The organism is Clostridium liquoris, from assembly GCF_002995785.1.
In the GTDB taxonomy this organism is placed as follows: domain Bacteria; phylum Bacillota; class Clostridia; order Clostridiales; family Clostridiaceae; genus Clostridium_AO; species Clostridium_AO liquoris.
The window spans coordinates 16,031-35,541 of record NZ_PVXO01000041.1; the positions used below are offsets into that span (position 1 = coordinate 16,031).

Annotated in this window: 23 protein-coding genes, 1 tRNA gene and 3 pseudogenes; 21 read left to right on the top strand and 6 right to left on the bottom strand. The window is 31.0% G+C overall.

What is annotated here, in order from left to right:
• Positions 1–151: 151 nt before the first annotated feature.
• From spoIVA to hsp18, 4 genes are all read left to right on the top strand, one after another.
• Entirely contained in the window at positions 152–1,630 is a 1,479-nt protein-coding gene (spoIVA, locus tag CLLI_RS07410; protein ID WP_106063589.1) for a stage IV sporulation protein A, read from the top strand.
• Between the two features lie 101 nt (positions 1,631–1,731).
• Positions 1,732–1,807 (top strand) — tRNA-Pro (locus CLLI_RS07415).
• A gap of 317 nt (positions 1,808–2,124) precedes the next feature.
• Positions 2,125–2,322 (top strand): pyridoxamine 5'-phosphate oxidase family protein, encoded by a 198-nt coding sequence (locus tag CLLI_RS14840; protein ID WP_242975549.1) that lies wholly within the window; start codon positions 2,125–2,127, stop codon positions 2,320–2,322.
• Positions 2,323–2,829: 507 nt separating this feature from the next.
• Entirely contained in the window at positions 2,830–3,270 is a 441-nt protein-coding gene (gene hsp18 / locus CLLI_RS07425) for a heat shock protein Hsp18 (RefSeq protein WP_106063590.1), read from the top strand.
• Between the two features lie 117 nt (positions 3,271–3,387).
• Here the strand turns inward: hsp18 and CLLI_RS14345 are convergent.
• Positions 3,388–3,516: pseudogene (locus CLLI_RS14345) on the bottom strand (YmaF family protein); the annotation flags it as partial.
• Between the two features lie 123 nt (positions 3,517–3,639).
• Here CLLI_RS14345 and CLLI_RS14475 point away from each other — a divergent pair.
• Positions 3,640–3,780 (top strand): hypothetical protein, encoded by a 141-nt coding sequence (locus CLLI_RS14475; protein ID WP_170063666.1) that lies wholly within the window; start codon positions 3,640–3,642, stop codon positions 3,778–3,780.
• Between the two features lie 140 nt (positions 3,781–3,920).
• Positions 3,921–4,586, top strand: coding sequence for a polysaccharide deacetylase family protein (locus tag CLLI_RS07430; protein ID WP_242975550.1), 666 nt, complete (start codon positions 3,921–3,923; stop codon positions 4,584–4,586).
• 29 nt (positions 4,587–4,615) lie between these two features.
• On the opposite strand, the gene CLLI_RS07435 is transcribed toward CLLI_RS07430, so the two are convergent.
• Positions 4,616–4,831: a hypothetical protein gene (locus tag CLLI_RS07435; RefSeq protein ID WP_106063592.1), complete on the bottom strand. Its 216-nt coding sequence runs from the start codon at positions 4,829–4,831 to the stop codon at positions 4,616–4,618.
• 106 nt (positions 4,832–4,937) lie between these two features.
• On the opposite strand from CLLI_RS07435, the gene CLLI_RS07440 reads away from it, so the two are divergent.
• Both CLLI_RS07440 and CLLI_RS07445 read left to right on the top strand, forming a co-directional pair.
• Complete coding sequence (locus tag CLLI_RS07440; protein ID WP_106063593.1) at positions 4,938–6,383, top strand: flavocytochrome c; 1,446 nt, start codon at positions 4,938–4,940, stop codon at positions 6,381–6,383.
• A gap of 22 nt (positions 6,384–6,405) precedes the next feature.
• Positions 6,406–6,756: an FMN-binding protein gene (locus tag CLLI_RS07445; RefSeq protein ID WP_170063667.1), complete on the top strand. Its 351-nt coding sequence runs from the start codon at positions 6,406–6,408 to the stop codon at positions 6,754–6,756.
• Between the two features lie 151 nt (positions 6,757–6,907).
• Here CLLI_RS07445 and CLLI_RS07450 read toward each other — a convergent pair whose 3' ends face one another.
• The 3 genes and pseudogenes from CLLI_RS07450 to CLLI_RS07460 all read right to left on the bottom strand — a co-directional run bounded on the left by CLLI_RS07450 (position 6,908) and on the right by CLLI_RS07460 (position 10,540).
• Complete coding sequence (locus tag CLLI_RS07450) at positions 6,908–7,621, bottom strand: class I SAM-dependent methyltransferase (RefSeq protein ID WP_106063595.1); 714 nt, start codon at positions 7,619–7,621, stop codon at positions 6,908–6,910.
• A 217-nt stretch (positions 7,622–7,838) separates the two neighbouring features.
• Complete coding sequence (locus CLLI_RS07455; protein ID WP_106063615.1) at positions 7,839–9,215, bottom strand: sodium-dependent transporter; 1,377 nt, start codon at positions 9,213–9,215, stop codon at positions 7,839–7,841.
• Between the two features lie 196 nt (positions 9,216–9,411).
• Positions 9,412–10,540: pseudogene (locus tag CLLI_RS07460) on the bottom strand (RNA-guided endonuclease InsQ/TnpB family protein).
• A 304-nt stretch (positions 10,541–10,844) separates the two neighbouring features.
• Between CLLI_RS07460 and CLLI_RS07465 the strand changes: the two are divergent.
• The 3 genes from CLLI_RS07465 to CLLI_RS14710 all read left to right on the top strand — a co-directional run bounded on the left by CLLI_RS07465 (position 10,845) and on the right by CLLI_RS14710 (position 12,198).
• Positions 10,845–11,057 (top strand): phosphatase PAP2 family protein, encoded by a 213-nt coding sequence (locus CLLI_RS07465; RefSeq protein ID WP_106063596.1) that lies wholly within the window; start codon positions 10,845–10,847, stop codon positions 11,055–11,057.
• 120 nt (positions 11,058–11,177) lie between these two features.
• Entirely contained in the window at positions 11,178–11,789 is a 612-nt protein-coding gene (locus CLLI_RS07470; RefSeq protein ID WP_106063597.1) for a class I SAM-dependent DNA methyltransferase, read from the top strand.
• A 190-nt stretch (positions 11,790–11,979) separates the two neighbouring features.
• Positions 11,980–12,198: a hypothetical protein gene (locus CLLI_RS14710; protein ID WP_207655086.1), complete on the top strand. Its 219-nt coding sequence runs from the start codon at positions 11,980–11,982 to the stop codon at positions 12,196–12,198.
• A 69-nt stretch (positions 12,199–12,267) separates the two neighbouring features.
• Here CLLI_RS14710 and CLLI_RS07480 read toward each other — a convergent pair whose 3' ends face one another.
• Positions 12,268–12,369: a putative holin-like toxin gene (locus CLLI_RS07480; protein ID WP_106063598.1), complete on the bottom strand. Its 102-nt coding sequence runs from the start codon at positions 12,367–12,369 to the stop codon at positions 12,268–12,270.
• Between the two features lie 525 nt (positions 12,370–12,894).
• Between CLLI_RS07480 and CLLI_RS07485 the strand changes: the two genes are divergently transcribed.
• From CLLI_RS07485 to CLLI_RS07525, 10 genes and pseudogenes are all read left to right on the top strand, one after another.
• A complete protein-coding gene (locus CLLI_RS07485) occupies positions 12,895–13,209 on the top strand; it encodes a TIGR04076 family protein (protein WP_106063599.1) in 315 nt (104 codons plus the stop codon).
• 46 nt (positions 13,210–13,255) lie between these two features.
• Positions 13,256–13,845 (top strand): annotated as a pseudogene (locus CLLI_RS07490) (MBL fold metallo-hydrolase).
• Between the two features lie 333 nt (positions 13,846–14,178).
• Positions 14,179–15,078: a hypothetical protein gene (locus CLLI_RS07495; RefSeq protein ID WP_106063600.1), complete on the top strand. Its 900-nt coding sequence runs from the start codon at positions 14,179–14,181 to the stop codon at positions 15,076–15,078.
• 91 nt (positions 15,079–15,169) lie between these two features.
• On the top strand, positions 15,170–15,940 hold the full coding sequence (locus CLLI_RS07500) for an alpha/beta fold hydrolase (RefSeq protein ID WP_106063601.1): 771 nt from the start codon (positions 15,170–15,172) through the stop codon (positions 15,938–15,940).
• Positions 15,941–15,987: 47 nt separating this feature from the next.
• Entirely contained in the window at positions 15,988–16,398 is a 411-nt protein-coding gene (locus CLLI_RS07505) for a GNAT family N-acetyltransferase (protein ID WP_106063602.1), read from the top strand.
• 361 nt (positions 16,399–16,759) lie between these two features.
• Positions 16,760–17,467: an RNA-guided endonuclease InsQ/TnpB family protein gene (locus CLLI_RS07510; RefSeq protein ID WP_242975551.1), complete on the top strand. Its 708-nt coding sequence runs from the start codon at positions 16,760–16,762 to the stop codon at positions 17,465–17,467.
• A 28-nt stretch (positions 17,468–17,495) separates the two neighbouring features.
• Positions 17,496–17,642 (top strand): zinc ribbon domain-containing protein, encoded by a 147-nt coding sequence (locus CLLI_RS14845; RefSeq protein ID WP_242975552.1) that lies wholly within the window; start codon positions 17,496–17,498, stop codon positions 17,640–17,642.
• Positions 17,636–18,430 carry a hypothetical protein gene (locus CLLI_RS07515; protein WP_106063603.1) on the top strand — a complete coding sequence of 265 codons (795 nt, stop codon included), beginning with the start codon at positions 17,636–17,638 and terminating at the stop codon, positions 18,428–18,430. The genes CLLI_RS14845 and CLLI_RS07515 overlap by 7 nt, the downstream gene beginning before the upstream one ends.
• 280 nt (positions 18,431–18,710) lie before the next feature.
• Entirely contained in the window at positions 18,711–18,962 is a 252-nt protein-coding gene (locus CLLI_RS07520; RefSeq protein ID WP_106063604.1) for a hypothetical protein, read from the top strand.
• 118 nt (positions 18,963–19,080) lie between these two features.
• A complete protein-coding gene (locus CLLI_RS07525; protein WP_106063605.1) occupies positions 19,081–19,446 on the top strand; it encodes an ArsR/SmtB family transcription factor in 366 nt (121 codons plus the stop codon).
• Positions 19,447–19,511: the final 65 nt, after the last annotated feature.

Here is a 19,511-nt window from a genome sequence, read left to right on the forward strand (position 1 = left end):
TTTTTCAGAGTATAAAGTATAGATTTATTCTTTATTCTTTGTCATTTATTATTTAAAAAAGTTGTGTGACAACTTTTTATTAGTAATATTTCAAAGGATTTAAAAATATATATATAGTGTTAATATTAGAATTATGGGAGGATATATTATCTTGGAAAATTTTGATATATACAAGGATATAGCAGAAAGAACACAAGGGGATATTTATGTTGGTGTTGTAGGACCAGTTAGAACAGGTAAGTCTACCTTTATTAAAAAATTCATGGAACTTATGGTAATTCCTAATATTGATAATGATTTTAAGAAAAAAAGAGCTCAAGACGAATTACCACAAAGCTCCTCCGGAAAATCAATTCATACCACGGAACCTAAATTTGTGCCTAATGAAGCTGTAGAAATTATGTTAAAAGAGGGAGCAAAGTTTAAGGTTAGAATGGTAGATTGTGTAGGCTATATAGTAAAAAGTGCTTCAGGATACATGGATGGAGAAAAAGCTAAAATGGTTACAACTCCATGGTATGATTATGAAATCCCCTTTGAAGAAGCAGCTGAAATAGGAACAAAAAAAGTTATAAATGAACACTCCACCATAGGTTTACTTGTAACAACAGATGGAACTATTACAGATATACCTAGAGAAGACTATGTAGAAACAGAGGAAAGAGTAGTAAATGAGCTGAAGGATATAAACAAGCCTTTTATCATTATATTAAATTCTAGAAATGCTTATGATCCTAAAACCATAGAATTAAGAAAAGAATTAGAAGAAAAGTATGATGTTCCAGTACAGGCAATTGATGTACTTAATATGAAAGAAGAAGATATAACAAATGTGTTTAATAGAGTACTTAAAGAATTCCCAGTTAAAGAAATTAACATAGATATGCCTGAGTGGATAGAAAAATTGAGCGGAGATCATTGGCTAAAGATAAATTTTTTAAATTTGGTAAAAGAAATGTGCAAAAACATATACAAGGTAAGAGATATAAATAAGACTTTAGATAGTTTCAAGGAATTCGAATTCCTAGGACCCACCACACTAAATGAAATGAACATGGGAGAGGGAACTGCAAGGGTAAATCTACTGCCTAAATCAGGTTTATTCTATAAGATTTTAGGAGAAATCTGCAATAGGGAAATAAAAGACGAAAATGAGCTTATGGCTATAATGGAAGATATGAATACTGCAAAAGTGGAATATGATAAGGTAGCCCAGGCACTAAAAGATGTTAAAGAAACAGGCTACGGATTAGTACCTCCTCAATTAACTGAAATGAGATTAGAGGAACCTGAAATTGTAAAGCAAGGCAATAGGCGTGGCGTAAAATTAAAGGCTAGTGCGCCATCATTACATTTTATAAAAGCGGATATAGAGACAGAAATTTCACCTATCATGGGCACAGAAAAGGAAAGCGAAGAATTAGTAAATTCCTTATTAGAGCAATTTGAAAATGATCCATCTAAGATATGGCAGAGTAACATGTTTGGTAAGTCTCTTGAAATATTAGTAAAAGAAGGACTTCAAAACAAACTGTATAGAATGCCTGAAGATGTACAAGTAAAGATTCAAAAAACTCTACAAAAAATAATAAATGAGGGTAATGGTGGACTTATTTGCATTATTCTCTAAACATTATTCAAGCTTTATGCAGTATTTTTATAGACTACTGCATAAAGCTTATAAGCAATATATTGATTTTATAGAAAATTATGATATACTAAATTTGTTAACTGGGTATGGCGCAGATGGTAGCGTGCATGTATGGGGTGCATGAGGTCGCAAGTTCAAATCTTGTTACCCAGACCATAGAAATCAAGGGTTGTAGAAATACAGCTCTTTTATATTTTAATTTAACGGGAGAAAATAGTATCCCACAATATTCTACCTTTATAATATAATTAGGATTATCGGCTCTTATCAAGGAGACGGTTTTGTAGTATAGTGAAATGAAAACTAGAGGTATAAAAAGGGGGCTGTAATATTATGTAACATCGAATGAAAACCCACCGACTTACTGAACAACAAATGGATCAACTGCTTGAGCGAGTACAAACCGGAAGTTTTGCGACCCTTAACGCTGATGGTACACCATATATCACTCCAATGCACTTTTTGCACATGGGTTGCCAAAGGGTAAAAAGCTTGACAATATTGCCCATGACCCACGAATAGAGTTTTCTGTTTATGAAATGGATAAATTATTGCTGAATTCTGATGGAAATCCATGTGATACAAATACAAAATATGAAAGTGTCATTATTTCCGGTACTGCAAAACTTGTTGATGATATTAATGAAAAAGAAGTTATACTGAAAAACTGAAAAAAATCATGGAAAAATACACACCTCATTTAGCAAGTAAGAAACTCCCCATTAACATGGTTAAAGGTACGGCGGTAATACAAATTGATATAACGGAAATCACCGGGAAATACTATTCGGAGTAACAAGTGGAGTTTAAGTGCAAGTCATAGCATTAGAATAGCAAAAGATGAGAGAAAGGAATAAGGCTTTGTGTAAAATAGTTTTACATAAAGTCTTATTTATTTTGTGGGGAAGTATGGAAGTAATATGTGATAACTGTAAAAGAGATCTTCAGGTATAAAGCTTAAAAAACTGTAGTTTTAAGGTAGTAAATTTTTAAAAACACCAAAATTCATCAAAACTTGGCATTTATCTTTATAAATTCTTGTTAAAATAACTTATAAAGATAACATATTAGATTTTTCAAGTTAGTTTCGTAAACCTCCTACTTTTAGACTTTGACTTTCTTTGACCATTGATTTATTATATAAGTATAAATTAAATAAGAGTTAGGAGGAGTTAAAAATGTTTGAGATGATACCTTTTAGTAGAAATAATTTAAATAGAAAAGAGGATTTCTTTTCACCATTTTGGAATAATTTCTTCGATGATGATTTCTTTCCAACAATGCACAACTTACAGGGAAACATTAGGGTGGATTTAAAAGAAACAGATGAAAACTATGTAGTAGAAGCAGACCTTCCCGGAATTAAAAAAGACGATATAAATATAGAGTTTAATAACAATTATCTAGTAATCAGTGCAAAGCGTGATGATTCCGCAGAGGATAAAAATGAAAATTATGTTACACGAGAAAGACACTATGGAGAGTTTAAGAGAAGTTTCTATACAGATAATGTAGATGAAAGCAAAATAGATGCTTCATTTAACGATGGTGTTTTAAAGATTATTCTTCCAAAATTAAATAAAGGCAAGGATGAAAAGAAAAAAATTGATATCCATTAGAAATGTAACTAAAGCATATTAAATTGAATGGGGCTGTGGTACTAAGGAATTGTAGTATTATTCTTAATGCCACAGCTCAATTTATGAATTAATTACGATTATAAGTATTATCTTAAGCTAGTCATCGCTTGTACAACCACTTATACAGTGAATATGACCCTTTGCAGGTTTTACTGTAGTCTCAAAGTAGTGATAATGACGTCCATTTGGAAGCATGATTGCTGGACCTGTTTTTGTTATATAACAATGCTCATGACCATATAACTTTGGTTAAAACGTGATTACCGTGGTAGGTGAAATCTTTCTTCATATTTTACATTACATAAAAACCTACACCATGGGCATCATAAACTTAAAGGAGAGATGGCTATGAGTAATAAACTGACTGTAACTAAGAAGAAAATGGCTGCTTTGGGTTTAGAGAAAACTAAAAATGGAGATTACGATTATATAGATCCTAAAGAAAGGAATAGATCAAAATATAACCCTGTTAGAAAAGATCAAAAATAATAAATACATGAGTAGGATAACATAATAATTATAGTTGCATATTTTATGAAGAATGAGGCAAGAAATCTATGAAAGTTTTTAAAAGAATTTTAATTTTTATTCTAATAACACTAATTATAAAACCGTGTGAATGTAAAGCCATGCGTGATGACAAGATAACTGTACTTATGTACCACTCTGTAGGGTATGAAAAAAATAATGGCTTAAGAATGTCTGAAGAACAATTTAGGAAACAAATGAAATACATAAAAGACAATGGATATACTGCATTAACCCTGGATGAACTATATAGTTATTTTATAGAAAATAAGCCTATACCCAAAAAATCTTTGGTTATAACTTTTGATGATGGATACCTGGATAATTATAAGTATGCATATCCCATACTAAAAGAATTTAATCTTAAAGCAACAATATTTGTTATTGCAGATAATATAGATAAAGATAATAGATCTATGAATTCAGGACAGCTTAAAGAACTACAAAGCAACGGAATAGATATACAAAGTCATACTTTAAAACATGAAGAGCTGAATAAACTTTCTTATGAATTACAACTGAAAACCTTAAAAGAATCAAAGCAGGTTATGGAGAATATATTAGATAAAAAAGTAAATTATATAGCATATCCTTATGGCAAATATAACGAGGATACAATAAGGGCGGCAAAAGATGCAGGATATATTATGGGGTTTGTAACGGGAGGAAGAGTTGCCAAAAAAGATGATGGAATATATACTGTGCATAGGATAGGGGTAGTTGCTGGAGATGGAATGGATGTGTTTATGGGAAGATTACATCAGTAATTGATAGAATGCAATCTCCCCTTTATAACTTATTTACTTTCATTGTTTTCAAATCTGCAGTGTCCTGTAATAGGTGCTCCCTTAGAATATTTAACTAGTGCGTCTTCTTCTCTAATAGGTTGCCCTAAATTATGTATAATATATGGCGCACCTTTCCTAGCACCTATGAAAATATCGGTGTAATCATCTATACCATTTTTATTGTGATCATTTTGACTTTTTGTAGTTTTAATACCGAATTTCATAATTAATTTGATATTTTAATAAACATGGGAAAAGTCTAATGATTAAGGTGTATAATAATCATAATATTTACGAAAAATGATGCAATAGAAAATGGAGGAATGGACTATGAAATTTAAGAAGCTAGTATCTATTGTAAGCATAATCATGCTTGCAATTGGAACTTTAACAGGTTGTGGAACTAGTAAACCTAAAACAAGTGAAAATAATATTTCAACAAAAACCGATATAGTTGTAATTGGCGCAGGAGGAGCAGGACTATCTGCAGCAGTAGAAGCTAAAAATGCAGGGGCAAATGTTATAGTTCTTGAAAAAATGCCAATGGTAGGGGGAAATACTCTGAGGGCAACTGGAGGAATAAATGCAGCAGGGACTAAATTTCAAAAAGAAAAAAATATAAAAGACAGTGTTGACAAATTTTATGAAGATACAATGAAGGGTGGATATTATAAAAATGATCCTGAATTAGTTAAAGTATTGACCTCTGAAGCAGCAGGAGCAGTAGAATGGTTATCAAATTTAGGTGCAGATTTAACGGATGTGGGAAGACTTGCTGGAGCAAGTAATGATAGAGCTCATAGACCTGCTGGTGGTGGAGAGGTGGGTTCAGAAATAGTAAAGACTTTGAAAAAAACAGCAGAAGATAAAAAAATTGACATAAGGCTTAATAACAAAGCATTAGAAATACTAACAGATGACAAAGAAAACATAAAAGGGGTAAAAGCATCAAATGAAGAGGGGAAAGAATATACCATAGATGCAAAATCGGTTATTATTACTACTGGTGGTTTTGCAGCTAATGAAGAAAAAGTTGTTAAATATAATCCTAGTTTAAAGGGCTTTGGTACAACAAACCAGCCAGGAGCCACTGGAGATGGAATTGATATGGCAGAAAAATTAGGAGCAGATCTTATACAAATGGATCAAATACAAACTCATCCAACGGTGGATACTAAAACAGGTATGATGATTACTGAGGCAGTAAGGGGAAATGGAGCTATACTTGTAAACCATGATGGAAAGCGTTTTATAAATGAGTTGGCTACAAGAGATGTAGTATCCAAAGCAACACTTGATGAAAAAGGGAAAACCGCATATCTTTTATTTGATGATAATGTTAGAAAAAGCTTAAAAGATATAGAAAGCTATATAAATATGGATATAGTGGTACAGGGAGATTCTGTAGAAGACTTGGCTAAAAAGATTAATATAAAGCCGGACATATTGAAGAAAACAGTTAATGATTACAATGAATTTGTAAAAAATAAAAAGGATGCTGAATTTAATAGAGAGGATATGCCACGTTCCTTTGGAAATAGCAAATACTATGCCATTGAAGTTGCACCAGCTGTTCATTATACTATGGGTGGTATAAAAATTAATAAAAATGCTGAAGTAATAGATAAATCAGGTAAGGTTATAAATGGACTTTATGCTGCCGGAGAAGTTACCGGAGGCGTTCAAGGTGGAAATAGACTTGGAGGAAACTCTTTAGCAGATATAATTGTTTTTGGTAGAATAGCAGGGAAAAATGCAGCAAATTTTGTGAAATAGATTTTAACTAATGGGGGAATATATGATGAAAAAAATAATTATAGCAATGATAATTGTTTTAACTCTGGGAACAGCTCTCATAGGGTGTGGATCTGAAGGAGCATATAAGGATGGAGAATACAAGGCAAAAGAAAAATCACGCAGCGGGGAATTGTACATAACTGTAGAAGTTTCAAAAGGAAAAATAAAAAACATAAAGGTTGATTCAGAAGAAAAAGATAATGGAATTTTAGAGGGAGTAAAAAGTGCATTAATTCCCAAAATAATAAAGAAACAATCTACAGAAGGAGTAGATGCAGTTTCAGGAGCTACAATATCAAGTAATGCAATATTAAAAGGTGTAGATGATGCTTTAGCTAGGGCTAAGGAATAAGGAGTACTCTTTTTAGATCATAGAGTAGGATTTTTGCGAAAAAACCCTGCTCTATGATGTTATTATTTTTAAATTTTGATTTATGGGCTGTTTATATGCTATAGTGGATAATACATTTGTTATGTTCAATTGCTTCTTTATCAAATAGAGGTTATTTTTTCTTCATCAGAACTATCCAAAGGAATGATTTGCCAAATACGCTTTCGTCAGAGGACTCTTTCATTTCTCTAAATTCAATTATTTCAAAATATGGTTCTAAAATTGTTTTTAATTTATATTTAGAAAATCCAAGTCCACCATGCATTGAACAATCTCTATATACATCATAATCAGATATGTTTGCACCACCTTTTAAATTGAAACACGCCATTGCAAAATATCCATCTTGTTTTAAATACTTTAGAATAGTATTTAAATATTGATTTCTTTTATGTGGTTTTATGTGATGAAAACATCCAGCATCATAGATAAAATCAAAACTCTCTGGTTCATCTTTAAAATCAAATACTGATTGACATAAGAAACTTATTTCCAGAGATTTTTCATTTGCCATTTGTTTTGCCCACTCAATAGAAGTTTTAGAAAAATCTACCCCATAAACCTTAAATCCTTTTTGTGCAAGATACAAAGAGTTTCTGCCGTTTCCGCAGCCAATATCAAGCGCCTTTCCTTGCTTTAATAACCCTCTATTAAAGTATGAAATAAGGTTTTCATCAGGACTATTCTTAAAAAATGGAATTGGTTTTTCCTTGGTAGCATAAAAATTACTCCACCATTCATTATCTCGTCTTTCTAATAGATTATCTAACATAATAGGAATATCATTTTCTGTCCTGATAATCTCTGAATTAATCCTATCTAACATTACTAATCCCCCTATACATTAAATATATTAACTTATATAATTATAAAATAAGGTGGAAAAGTTTTCAAATTTTCATAATTCGTCAATGGATGTAAATGAATTGCACCTCCAAATGGTAGACAAAATTGACTAACATTTAGAGGTGCATTGAGAATAGGGGTACGTTTATAATGAGAAACTTTAAAAAAAGTTTTTCACGCTATATTAGATAAAAACATTAAAATTTGATAATATTTAAAGAACTTAAAAATACTATTGTTAATAATATTGGAGTTACATACATCAATATATATCGATAAGCTGTAATAACACTCCTATTTTTAAGTTGTTCATTATTACTTAGTTCGTTAACTACAGAATTTTTCTTCACAAAGTAGCCTACAAATATGGCAATTAGAAGTCCTCCTACAGGTAACAATATATTTGATGATATAAAATCAAAAGTATCAAAGAAACTTCTACCAAAGAATACGGATACATTACCCAAAATACTTGCTTTGTCAGCAGATAATGTAGCTAAGGAACCTATTAATAATATTATAATTGCATTTAATATTACTGCTGTACTTCTCTTAAGACCTTTTTCTTCGGTGAAATAAGCAATTAACATCTCTACAATAGATATCATTGCTGTAGTAGCTGCAATTGCAGTTAAGCAGAAGAAAGCTACTAAAAGAATATTTCCAAAAGGTAATTTTGAAAATACCAATGGTATGGTCATAAACAATAAACCGGGACCTTGGTCAGGCTTCATACCAAATGAGAATACTGTAGGGAATATAGCAATACCTGCAAGTAAAGATACTATAGTATCAGCAACGGCTACTTTAGCTGATGTAGTAATTAAATTAGTGTCCTCTGTGAAATAACTACCATAAGTAACCATGGTTCCCATACCTAAGGAAAGTTTGAAAAAGGCTAGTCCCATTGCAGATAATATTACACCAGGGGTAATTTTTGAAAAATCAACCTTAAATAAAAACTTTAATCCTTCAGAAGCTCCAGGAAGAGTTAATGCTCTAATACCACATATAATTATTAGTACAAATAATAATGGAATAAGAGTTTTAGTAACTCTTTCTATACCTTTTTCTACACCTTTAATAAGAATTAATGATACTACTGTCATTGCAATGAATTGCCATACTAATGGAGGAAATGGTCCAACTACTGTTTTACCAAATAGTGCACCTGCAGAATCTGCAGTTATATTTACAAAGTCTCCTTTTATGGCCTTAAATACATAGGAGTAAACCCAGCCGGAAACACAAGAGTAAAAGAACATAATAAAATATCCAGCAAGAATACCGAAAATACCTATGCTTTTCCAAACAGGATTAGGGGATAATTGTCTTAAGGCTCCCATAACATTTTTATGAGTTTTTCTACCAATATAAAATTCACTTACCATAACAGGAATTCCAACAAATACTATACAGATAATATAAACTAATAAAAATGCTCCCCCACCATTTTCGCCTACAACATAAGGAAACTTCCAAATGTTTCCCAATCCTACCGCGGAGCCCAGTGCAGCAAAGAAAATCGCAATTGTGCCAGAAAAACTTTCTCGATTAGATTTTTCATTTTCCATTCTATAAGCAACCGTTACCAAAACTCTATAAAACTCTTTAAGAAGATTATATAAGTTTATAGTTTTGTTTTTTTCCTACTTCATAATGCCCGATTTTGCCAAAGCTACTTTCGCCTGTATAACACTCCATAGGCTTTGCTACCTTTTAAAGTAGTGAGTTGTAACGATTCCCCAATTTAGTTAATCTTTTAAGTGATTATACTAAACCATAGTTTGCAAGGTTGTAACTAGCATTTTTATCTCTATCGCAAATAAAACCACAACTACATTTATAAATTCTATCTGAAAGTTTTAAATCCTTCTTGATAGTACCACAATGGCTGCAAGTTTTACTTGAAGGATAAAATGCAGGCACTTGAACAAATTTAATACCATTCTTTTCACATTTATATTTTATTTGATTAAGAAATATATTAAATCCTTGCTCTGCTATTGTCTTTGATAAGTGTTTATTCTTCATCATATTAGATACTTTTAAATCCTCCATAACTATCCTATATGGTTTGGCTTTCACCATTTTGAAAGTAGTTTGGTGTATATGATTAAATCTAATATTTTTAAGTTTACTATGAAGTTTTTTAATCTTCTTTTCAAGTTTTGCAATGCTCTTAGTTTTTTGGTAACTCTCTCCTTTCTTATTCATAATATATTTTCTTGAACATTGTCTTTGAAGCCTTTTTAACTTTTTACTTAGTTTTTTAACTTTATTTGTTTTATTAATATTCTTAGTATCTAATTCATCTATATTTGTTATTGCTAATTGAGATATTCCTAAATCTATTCCTAAGCTAAAATCATTTAATTTAACAGTTTTAATATTAGCTTCAATACCTACTGAAAGTACCCATACTCTACCATTAAAATATACTCTAGGATTTTCAAACTTTGTTATAGTAGTTAAATCAATGTCATAATCCGCCTTACATTTAATCTTACCTATCTTTTCAAGATTAACAAAGTTATCTTGAAAATAAATTCTGTCATATCTGCTATAAAATCTAGGTTCTGATTTTTTTTTGCTTTTAAATTTAGGAAAGCCACTGCCATTAAAGAAATTTTTATACGCTTTATCTAAATCTCTAATGCTCTCTTTGAGTGTTGCATTAGATACTTCATATAACCACTCATAACCTTTGGTATTCTTTAAAACAGTTAATTCTTTACCCAAATCTGTAACCGATAGTTTTTTACTATTAAGTTCATAGCTATCTATTTGCCTGGCTAACGCCCAATTATAAACAAATCTCATACAGCCTATATGGCTTATACATTAAAATTATTTGCTCTTGTGTTGGATATAGCCTTATATTTAATGCTTTTATCATGTTTTATCACCTCACTTTGCTATTTATTATATCAGTATGTTCAATAACTTATTTTATATAATATTTCGAGGTGATTCTACTAGATAATTTTGAAGTCTATTAAAAAATAGTAGGCTTTTATAAACTCTTATATACTTTCTTTAACTGTTAACATGCCTCCCAATAATAGAAAAAGTAATTTATTAAGTAACAAATTATAGCATGAATTAGATGAGAAATCAATATATTTTGCAATAGTATATTTTAGAAATTTCATTTGTCAGTTAATTAGAAGGACGCAAATATTTTACCTAGAGATATATTAATGCCTATAATTACTTGCTCAGGAAATGTGGGGATTATATGGATTCTGCTAGCTGTTTATTTGTTATTAGATAAACCTTATAGAATGGTAGGAGCCATAGTATTGATAGCACTTTCAAGGTTATATTTGTATGTTCATTATCCAAGGGATGTTATAGCTGGAATAGTATTTGAATTATTATGTTCTAGACTAGTTATTTTTATGCTAAATTAAGACTAAATTTGGTTGATGTATACTGTAATAGAGAGTAAAATGATATGGTAATGTTTGTTGTAAAATTGAAAAAAAGTTAGCCTTATGTAGAATGAAAGACTAATTTAGGAGGAATAAAAAATGAATTTTGATAATGATGCTAAAGCTTGGGATACTGATGAGAGAATTAATAGAGCAAAAATAGTAGCAAATGAAATAAGCAATTCAATTAATATTAATAATGATTATTCTGCTATGGAATTTGGGTGCGGAACTGGTCTTATAAGTTTTAATCTTTATGATAAATTTAAAAGTATTACCCTTGTTGACTCATCTAAAGGTATGATAGACATATTGAAATCTAAAATTGATAAGTATAAATTAAATAATATGTTTCCTTGTTATTTAGATATAACTAAGGGAAATTCATTAAATAAAAAATTTGATGTAATTTATAATTCTATGGTATTGCATCATATTGATGATATTGAAGCTTTAATAAGAAACTTTTATGAATTACTTAATAAAGATGGATATTTGTGTATAGTAGATTTAAATGAAGAAGATGGCAGTTTTCATAAAGATCATCCAGATTTTCATGGGCATAATGGCTTTAATCAAGAGCATTTAAAAAGCATTTTGAGTAATGCTGGTTTTAAAGATGTAGAATCAAAAACATTTTTTTATAGTGAAAAAATTGTTAAAGGTGACAAAGTTCAGTATTCATTGTTTCTAATGAAGGGGAGAAAGTAGTGCTTTTTATAATAATATTTCACTTTATTTCAGCATTGAAGCATACTTCAACATAGAGCTCTTTTTAATGTAAACTTTTACTTTAATGGTATTAAGGATATTATTTATGGTGACTTTGAATCTGGTATGGCTAAATTTGGTGAATCAATTTTATTGCTACGAAAAAGTATTAAAATAGGGGTAATTTTATATGTATACTTGTGGTTTATGTAAAGATCGAAATTGTAAGAAGGGGAATTTTGAAAATCTTCCACTTAATTGCCCGTCTAATGAAAAGGATGAACAGGAAGAAGTTAAGAAGCTATTTTGGTTGAAAGTAAAGGATAGAGTTCTTGCCCATAATCCTATAGCAGCCCTATATCTTTCAGAAGGTTATTATGAATCAAAGCTTATCAGAAATCTTAAATAAGTGTAGTAGTGTAGCATTATAAATTAAACAAATTGTAAAAATGTAGCTAATCCATTTGCGGTGGGGCTACTATTTTTTTGAGATTTTTTCTATAAGCAACACTATTAATGTTAATAGTGCTATCAAGAATAATCCTGCTTGAAATAGTAACATTAAAACGTCGTTACTCATATGTATCACCTCTCTTCACAAAGGGATGAATGATACCAGTAGCCCACATTCAACTATATTGAATTGCACTAAGAAATTATAATATATGATTTATAAAAATTCTATAATTAAAATTAGGTTTAGATTTATTCAACTATCAAAGGAATAAAAGAAAATTGCTATAATATTTAAAGATAAAGAGCTATGTATAGTTTTTGCAAAGGGTCAGACCCCATAGCCATCATAAATAAATGATAATTAAACTTTTAAGGTCGATTATTATAAATAATATTAATAGAATAAAAAGATGATATAATATTACTAAGTTGATAAACAAGGTGCTAGACAAGTTGGTAAGACGCATTTTTCTTTTATACGAAAAATCATGGCCATTATCCGTGAACTAAAAACGAATTGGGTCACCTAAAGAATATCATGGAACACCCGGATTATGGCAATTTGTTATGTAGAAATCGTGCTTTGTTAGTAACATTTGCTGCAGTACAGGAAGGGTATATTATCAGAAAGGAAAGATTGGTGTAACCTATGAAAAAAGTAAAAATCACAGTGATGAAACAAACGGTCTATCAGGATTTGATAGATGAATACGAAAATCCCATAAAGCATGCCTGTGACGTGAAAGTCGGACAAGTATATATTGCCAATGGCTGGGAAAAGCCAAAGGGCATGTGTAACAGTGCATGGGAAAGTATGTCTACTTTCGTTATGACTCTTGCTCACGGTGGCGAAGATTTCTATGACGGCTGGATGAAGAATAAGAAGTCAGCAATGATTTCGTGTAATGATGGTTTCCGTCCGGTGAGTTTTTTGATTGAGACACTGGATGAGGATTCGGAATAATGGATAAACTTGAATTTAATTACATAGCACGAAGGGGAGAATCAAAATGGAAAACTGGTTTACACTGGATCAAATTGATACAGATACTCATATTATCAGCGAATACCGCCATTGGGAGGAGACGCACTGCTATCTGCTTGAAGGTGAAGATCGGTGCTTACTCATCTGACAATGGATACTATCCGCGGTATGGTTATAGACCGTTGCGATTTACCGGAAGGTTATGACATCAACACCTATAAGCTCTTTCAGGGAATACCAACGCGGGTACTACGTAACGGCGACACCATCGATTTGGGTGGGCGCGTAATCACTGCACTGCATACGCCGGGACATTCGCCGGGGCATTTATGTTTTTGGGAACCGCAACGTGGATACTTATTTACCGGCGATCTTATCTATAAGGACACGCTGTTTGCGTACTACCATTCCACCGACCCTCAGGCATATCTCACTTCGCTTGAAAAAATTGCGATACTACCCGTAAAAAAAGTATTTCCGGCTCATCACAGTCTGGACATTCAGCCGGAGATTCTGACTCGTATGCGAGACGCTTTCCGCCAGTTGAAAGACGTTGGTAACCTACATCATGGCAGCGGCACCTTTGATTACGGCGATTGGGCTGTCTGGCTGTGATGATATAAATTTCAATATATACAGTTGATGTAACATAATTTTGAGTTCAATTCTGTCGTATCTGTGGCTATAGGGTCTGACATTTTACAAAAATCAGGAGTGAAACAAACAGGCTCTGTTGCCATATATAGGACAACTACAACGTTATATAACGATAAATGATCATTTATATTGATAGGGCTACTTGATATGATGTCTATACTGATTAGGATAATAACAAGAAGTTAAAGTATATAAAATTTTATTAAGAAGTATGGTTAATTGTAATTAACTGCGAAGTAAAAACTATTCATATAATCTATAGACAAATAGGAATTTGGAGGTAATAAAGAAATGAAATTTAAATCAAGCCGGTTACCGTCTTTACCGAAAGATGTTAAATGGTATTGGGATCGATGTGTGCGAGAAAATATAGATTTCTCAAGAGTTGCCATAAATGAAAATCAAATTGATTTTACAAAGCCTGTTGATTACTTTGATCTTACAGATGGCGGTGCTGACAAGATCTCCTTTATAGGGAGACAGTTTGATTTTTTCGCACAGCAAGTTGCATTAGTGGAATTTGGATTGAATATATTTGGTAATTTAAACGCAGATACACAAATTGGTGTGTTGTTAAGCAGTGTTGAACATCTGAGTGCTGAAACGTCAGTATATGGTATGTATGCTACTTTCACATATATTGATAAGGCCGTTTATTGCGCCTTCACAATTTGTCTTGTGGATAAAGATATTGGCATGGAAATGGAAACTGCCGTTATTGAAATCAGTCAGGATGAAGAACCATATATTCAGCCTGTTTTCATCAGTGAGGAAGCTTTAGATTATTTGAACTATGATGACATTGCAAAGCTATCGTATTGGTTGGGAAACTTTTGGGTCGGAATTCAATATGAAATGAATAATCGACCAGAAGAGATTAGAGTAATAGAACAGCGAGGACAGATATCAGGTAATAATGGAGAGTATAAAAAAGATGACCATATTGTTTTAGTCAGAAGGATAGTCCCTGTTGATGAAGATGGAAATATAATTAAATACAGTGCTACTGGCTCTGGTCGCCAGTATAGTATTCCTGCATGGGGAGTCCGTGGACATGACAGAACCCTACCAGATGGTAGAGTGATACATGTTCTTCCTTACCGCAAAGGAAAAGAGCGAAAAAATCCGGATAATTTTGTTAAAAAAGGGTATCAGTTTGTTGACGAAAAGATAGACTTAGATATTGATTAGTGTAACGCCACACAAATGATTTGTCTGGGTAGATAAATTCCAATTTCTTTGAAAAGATTTTAAGTATTTATATTTAACACGGAGGGTTTTTATGAAAGAATACATAGTAGATAAAACAAACAATAAGATGAGATATCATGATTTACCTGGTAAAGATACGCCAATACTATTTATTCATGGCTTGGGCTGTGCTGGATCATTTGATTATCCTGAAGTAGCAGCACAAACTGATTTAATAAATCACAGACGAATATTAATAGACTTGCTTGGTAGTGGATTTAGTGATAAACCAGATAATTATTTATATACTGTAAAAGAACATGCAAACTATTTGTATAATTTTGTACAAGATCTAAAGCTTGATAAGTTTATTATTTTTGCACATAGCTTAGGTGGAGCTGTTGCACTTGAACTTGCTAATAAATGTAGAGGGAATATGGAAACAATTATTCTTAGTGAAGCTAATTTAGATAAAAGTGGTCAAGGTTCATCAAGTTATGAATTTGGAACCTATCAAGAAGAAGATTTTGTAAATGGAATATTTGATGAAGTTGTCAATGAAAATTCCAGTGTAAATTCTATGTGGGCATCCACATTATCAGTTTGTTCTTCTACAGCAATTAGTAGAATTTCAAAGTCAGCAGTTGCTGGTGCAGAGCCATCATGGCGTGAAATATTATATTCATTGAAATGTAAAAAAACATTTATTTTTGGTGAAAAATCTTTACCGGATGATGACCAAATTGAGCTGGAGAGACATATGATAAATGTTGAAATTGTAAAATCAGCAGGACACTCTATGGCTTGGGAAAATCCAAAGGGATTAGCAGAAGCAATTAAGAAAGGTATTCTTTATGCATGAGAATTATAGGCATTAGAAATGAGGGATATATGAGGAGGGGTTTTGCTATGGAAATCATAGAAGATGATTATATATTTACGGATAATATTACTGGAATTAAATTAGATGAAGTTTGCAATTTGTTGAGGCAATCACATTGGGCTAAAAATCGACCTACTGAAGTTATAGCTAAAACAATTGAAACTTCCCTTTGTTTTTCAATTTATCATAAGGATAAGCAAATCGGATTTGCAAGAGTTGTAAGTGATTATGCTGTTTATAGTTTAATACTAGATGTAATTATTGATGAAAAATACAGAGGTAATGGCTTGGGGAAAAAATTAATTGAATTTATCAATAATCATCCAAGTATAAAAAATACAAGCAAAGTTCTTTGGACAAAGTATGCTGAAGGATTGTATTTAAAGTGTGGATTTAAAGAAGAAGATTGTTATAAATTTATGTTTAATAGACCTTAATCAATACACGGATTAAGATAGAATAAAATAAATAAGAGGGGGACTATCTATGTATTACGGGGAAAAAATTAAATTAAAAGCTTACAAAAGAGAGGACATACCTTATGTCTATTCTATTTGAGGAATGGGGAAAAAGAAACGAAATATAGATGCTAACATATTTAGGAAAATTGGGTATAATAGTATGTGAAAGGGGCTGATGAAGTGAAAGAATATTATAAGGTAGTTTTAACATAATAGGCGGAATTCTTCTATCCTCTTAGGTGGGGGATGGATAGCCCTCTTATTATTTTAGGTTCGATTAATCATTTAGTATTGATTATTAAATATAGGGGAAAAGTACTAAATGAGGTGGAAATCTGTGATTAAGAAAAATAAGGGGTATAGATTTAGGCTAAAACCTAATAAAGAACAAATGGTATACCTAGAGAAAGCTTTTGGTTGTAGTAGAAAAATGTATAACTTATACGTTGATATGCTGTATAAACAACTTGATGAGAAAAATTTTATTAACGGAAAAATTGATTACAAGGCTATACACTTGCCAACACCAGCAATAATAAAAAAAGATTATGAGTATATGAAAGAAATAGATTCATTAGCTTTTGCAAATGTACAGCTTAATTTTAGGAATGCTATAAAAAAATACAATAGTGAATTTGATGGTAAAACATACTCAAAAAAAGCATTGAAGCAAGTTGAAACCTTAGGCAAAGAATTAACATTCAAGGACTTAAAGGGTATTCCAAACTTCAAAAGTAAAAGAAAAAGTCAAAATTCTTTCACCACCAATAATCAAAATGGCACTATATCAATAATAGATGAAAAGTATATTAAGATACCTAAATTAAAAGAGCCTATTAGATTCGTTAATCATAGACAATTACCTAAAAACAGCATTATAAAAAGTGCTACATTATCAAAGAATTGTAGGAATCAATATTATATAAGATTCACAGTAGAATATTATATTGAGGAAAAACAAACTCTTTCAAAAATAATTCTAGGATTAGATTATTCTCAGCATGATTTTTATGTAGATAGCCAGGGTAGGAAAGCAACTTATTAAAATAGATAAATGGTTTCCATCTTCCAAAATGTGCAGTAATTGTGGAACTATGAAAGAAAAATTACAGTTATCAGATAGAACATATAAATGTGAAAAGTGTGGCTGTATTATAGATAGAGATTATAATGCAGCACTAAATATAAAAGAGGCTGGTTCTGCCTTGTTAGCTTGGTAAATTTATCTTCATTAGAAGGTATTACCCAAGAAGCCACCACTTCTAAAGTGGTGGTGAGTTCACTAAAGATAGCCTATGGCACGGCCAACAGAAAAAAAGATATAAATCCTAGAACTTCCTGTATGGCTTTTACAAATAACCTTCAAAATGATGCTTGGATGCTATCAACTTATAAATTGGAAGGGGACAGTAAAGTAAGTCTTAATTTAATGAAATGGGATTTAAAGAATCCATGGGCAAAGTGGTATGAAATAAATAGTACTCATCCATTAACAGGGAAAAGAATATTAGCATTGGATCATATTGAAATAGAAGATGATGAACCTTTTAGAAAAAGATTTATAAGATTTTTGTGTGAGGCAGTAGTTAATGTACTTCCATACGCTTTAGCTTTAGGTAGTTTCTTATATATTCTTATAGCCAAAGATATGAGTTTGAAAAAATTTATAAGTGAAAATTCATTATTCATAAGCTTAATAGGAGCTAGTATATTGCTTAAATACTACTATTCCTATGGAAAGACATATGAGGAAAGAAGTATAAAGGAGCTCTTAGATAGGGAAGATGCTTCTCCAGTAAAGGGGATTCCAACAATCTTAAAAGGAAAAGTTATAGGAAAAGGTATACCTGGACTATTTTATAGTGAAGATTTAGTTATTGATGATGGGACAGGTATAATGTTAGTGGACTATAGACAGCCATTAAAAATATTTGAATGGATATTTGGACTAATGGAAGTGTTTGCATATCTGCTTATAGCTATAGGTTTATGTATTAAATTTTTTTAAAGAAGTTTTAGAGCAATAGCAAGGGAAATGAATAATCTAATGGATACAAGATAATATAAAAAAACGTGCATAAGCATAAAATCATCCAGGGACCAAAATCCTTGGATGATTTTTGCGTGTTATATTTTTCCATATCTCAATAATTATTTTAAATTACATATAAATTTCATGCACAGTGTTTTATCACAAACATATATATGTATTAAGATTTAAATTACTATATGCATATATAATCATATTATAATATTTTAAATTTATATGTAGAAAGGTGGTGCACAATATGGATATGAATAATTTATTAAATACTTTAGAAAATAGTGATGTTCTTAAGAATTTAGGAACTGATGAATTACTTGGGGGCATGCTGAAATCAGGTGGATTTGGAGGACTTGGCAATATAGCATTAATTGCAGTACTAGCAATAGTTTTACTTGGTTTAGGTGGAGGTAATAATTTTTTAGGGGCAAATAACCAATGCTGTTGTTCTTGTAAAAGACATAAACACCATCACCGCAGACAAAAATGCTGTTAAATCTAACCTATTATATATAATGTAAAAACACTGCAAAGAATAATAAGGCCTATATCTTGTTTAACTATAAGACATAGGCTTTTAAATATAGATGTAATATTAATAAGGAGGATATATTATGGATTTAATTATTATCTTAAAAGCTTTTAGCGATGAAAATAGAATTAGAATTTTAAATTTATTAAATCATGGAGAGTTATGTGTATGTGAAATTGAATATATACTAAATATGTCACAATCCAATGTATCTAGACATTTAAACAGACTAAATTATGCAAAGATAATAGAAAGCTATAAGAAAGCTCAATTTGTTTATTATAAGCTAAATGATGATACAATAAAGGAACATCGTTTTATAAAGAGTATATTAAATAATGAACTTTATAAAATTAGACAATGCAAAATTGATCTAGACAATTTAAAAAAGTATAGGGAACTAAAAATAGACTGTAATACTATGAACCTGAATAAAATAAATTCATGATGAATTGTTAAATATATAGAAAAATTTATGTTTTTTAATAATACAGAAAAAAGAATAAATAATAA

What these genes read in the sequence shown, in the direction of transcription:
- hsp18 (WP_106063590.1), top strand. Translation starts at nt 2,830, where the DNA reads ATGTTTGAGATGATACCTTTTAGTAGAAATAATTTAAATAGAAAAGAG.
- CLLI_RS14475 (WP_170063666.1), top strand. Translation starts at nt 3,640, where the DNA reads ATGAGTAATAAACTGACTGTAACTAAGAAGAAAATGGCTGCTTTGGGT.
- CLLI_RS07430 (WP_242975550.1), top strand. Translation starts at nt 3,921, where the DNA reads ATGCGTGATGACAAGATAACTGTACTTATGTACCACTCTGTAGGGTAT.
- CLLI_RS07435 (WP_106063592.1), bottom strand. Translation starts at nt 4,831, where the DNA reads ATGAAATTCGGTATTAAAACTACAAAAAGTCAAAATGATCACAATAAA.
- CLLI_RS07440 (WP_106063593.1), top strand. Translation starts at nt 4,938, where the DNA reads ATGAAATTTAAGAAGCTAGTATCTATTGTAAGCATAATCATGCTTGCA.
- CLLI_RS07445 (WP_170063667.1), top strand. Translation starts at nt 6,406, where the DNA reads ATGATGAAAAAAATAATTATAGCAATGATAATTGTTTTAACTCTGGGA.
- CLLI_RS07450 (WP_106063595.1), bottom strand. Translation starts at nt 7,621, where the DNA reads ATGTTAGATAGGATTAATTCAGAGATTATCAGGACAGAAAATGATATT.
- CLLI_RS07455 (WP_106063615.1), bottom strand. Translation starts at nt 9,215, where the DNA reads ATGGAAAATGAAAAATCTAATCGAGAAAGTTTTTCTGGCACAATTGCG.
- CLLI_RS07465 (WP_106063596.1), top strand. Translation starts at nt 10,845, where the DNA reads ATGCCTATAATTACTTGCTCAGGAAATGTGGGGATTATATGGATTCTG.
- CLLI_RS07470 (WP_106063597.1), top strand. Translation starts at nt 11,178, where the DNA reads ATGAATTTTGATAATGATGCTAAAGCTTGGGATACTGATGAGAGAATT.
- CLLI_RS14710 (WP_207655086.1), top strand. Translation starts at nt 11,980, where the DNA reads ATGTATACTTGTGGTTTATGTAAAGATCGAAATTGTAAGAAGGGGAAT.
- CLLI_RS07480 (WP_106063598.1), bottom strand. Translation starts at nt 12,369, where the DNA reads ATGAGTAACGACGTTTTAATGTTACTATTTCAAGCAGGATTATTCTTG.
- CLLI_RS07485 (WP_106063599.1), top strand. Translation starts at nt 12,895, where the DNA reads ATGAAAAAAGTAAAAATCACAGTGATGAAACAAACGGTCTATCAGGAT.
- CLLI_RS07495 (WP_106063600.1), top strand. Translation starts at nt 14,179, where the DNA reads ATGAAATTTAAATCAAGCCGGTTACCGTCTTTACCGAAAGATGTTAAA.
- CLLI_RS07500 (WP_106063601.1), top strand. Translation starts at nt 15,170, where the DNA reads ATGAAAGAATACATAGTAGATAAAACAAACAATAAGATGAGATATCAT.
- CLLI_RS07505 (WP_106063602.1), top strand. Translation starts at nt 15,988, where the DNA reads ATGGAAATCATAGAAGATGATTATATATTTACGGATAATATTACTGGA.
- CLLI_RS14845 (WP_242975552.1), top strand. Translation starts at nt 17,496, where the DNA reads ATGTGCAGTAATTGTGGAACTATGAAAGAAAAATTACAGTTATCAGAT.
- CLLI_RS07520 (WP_106063604.1), top strand. Translation starts at nt 18,711, where the DNA reads ATGGATATGAATAATTTATTAAATACTTTAGAAAATAGTGATGTTCTT.
- CLLI_RS07525 (WP_106063605.1), top strand. Translation starts at nt 19,081, where the DNA reads ATGGATTTAATTATTATCTTAAAAGCTTTTAGCGATGAAAATAGAATT.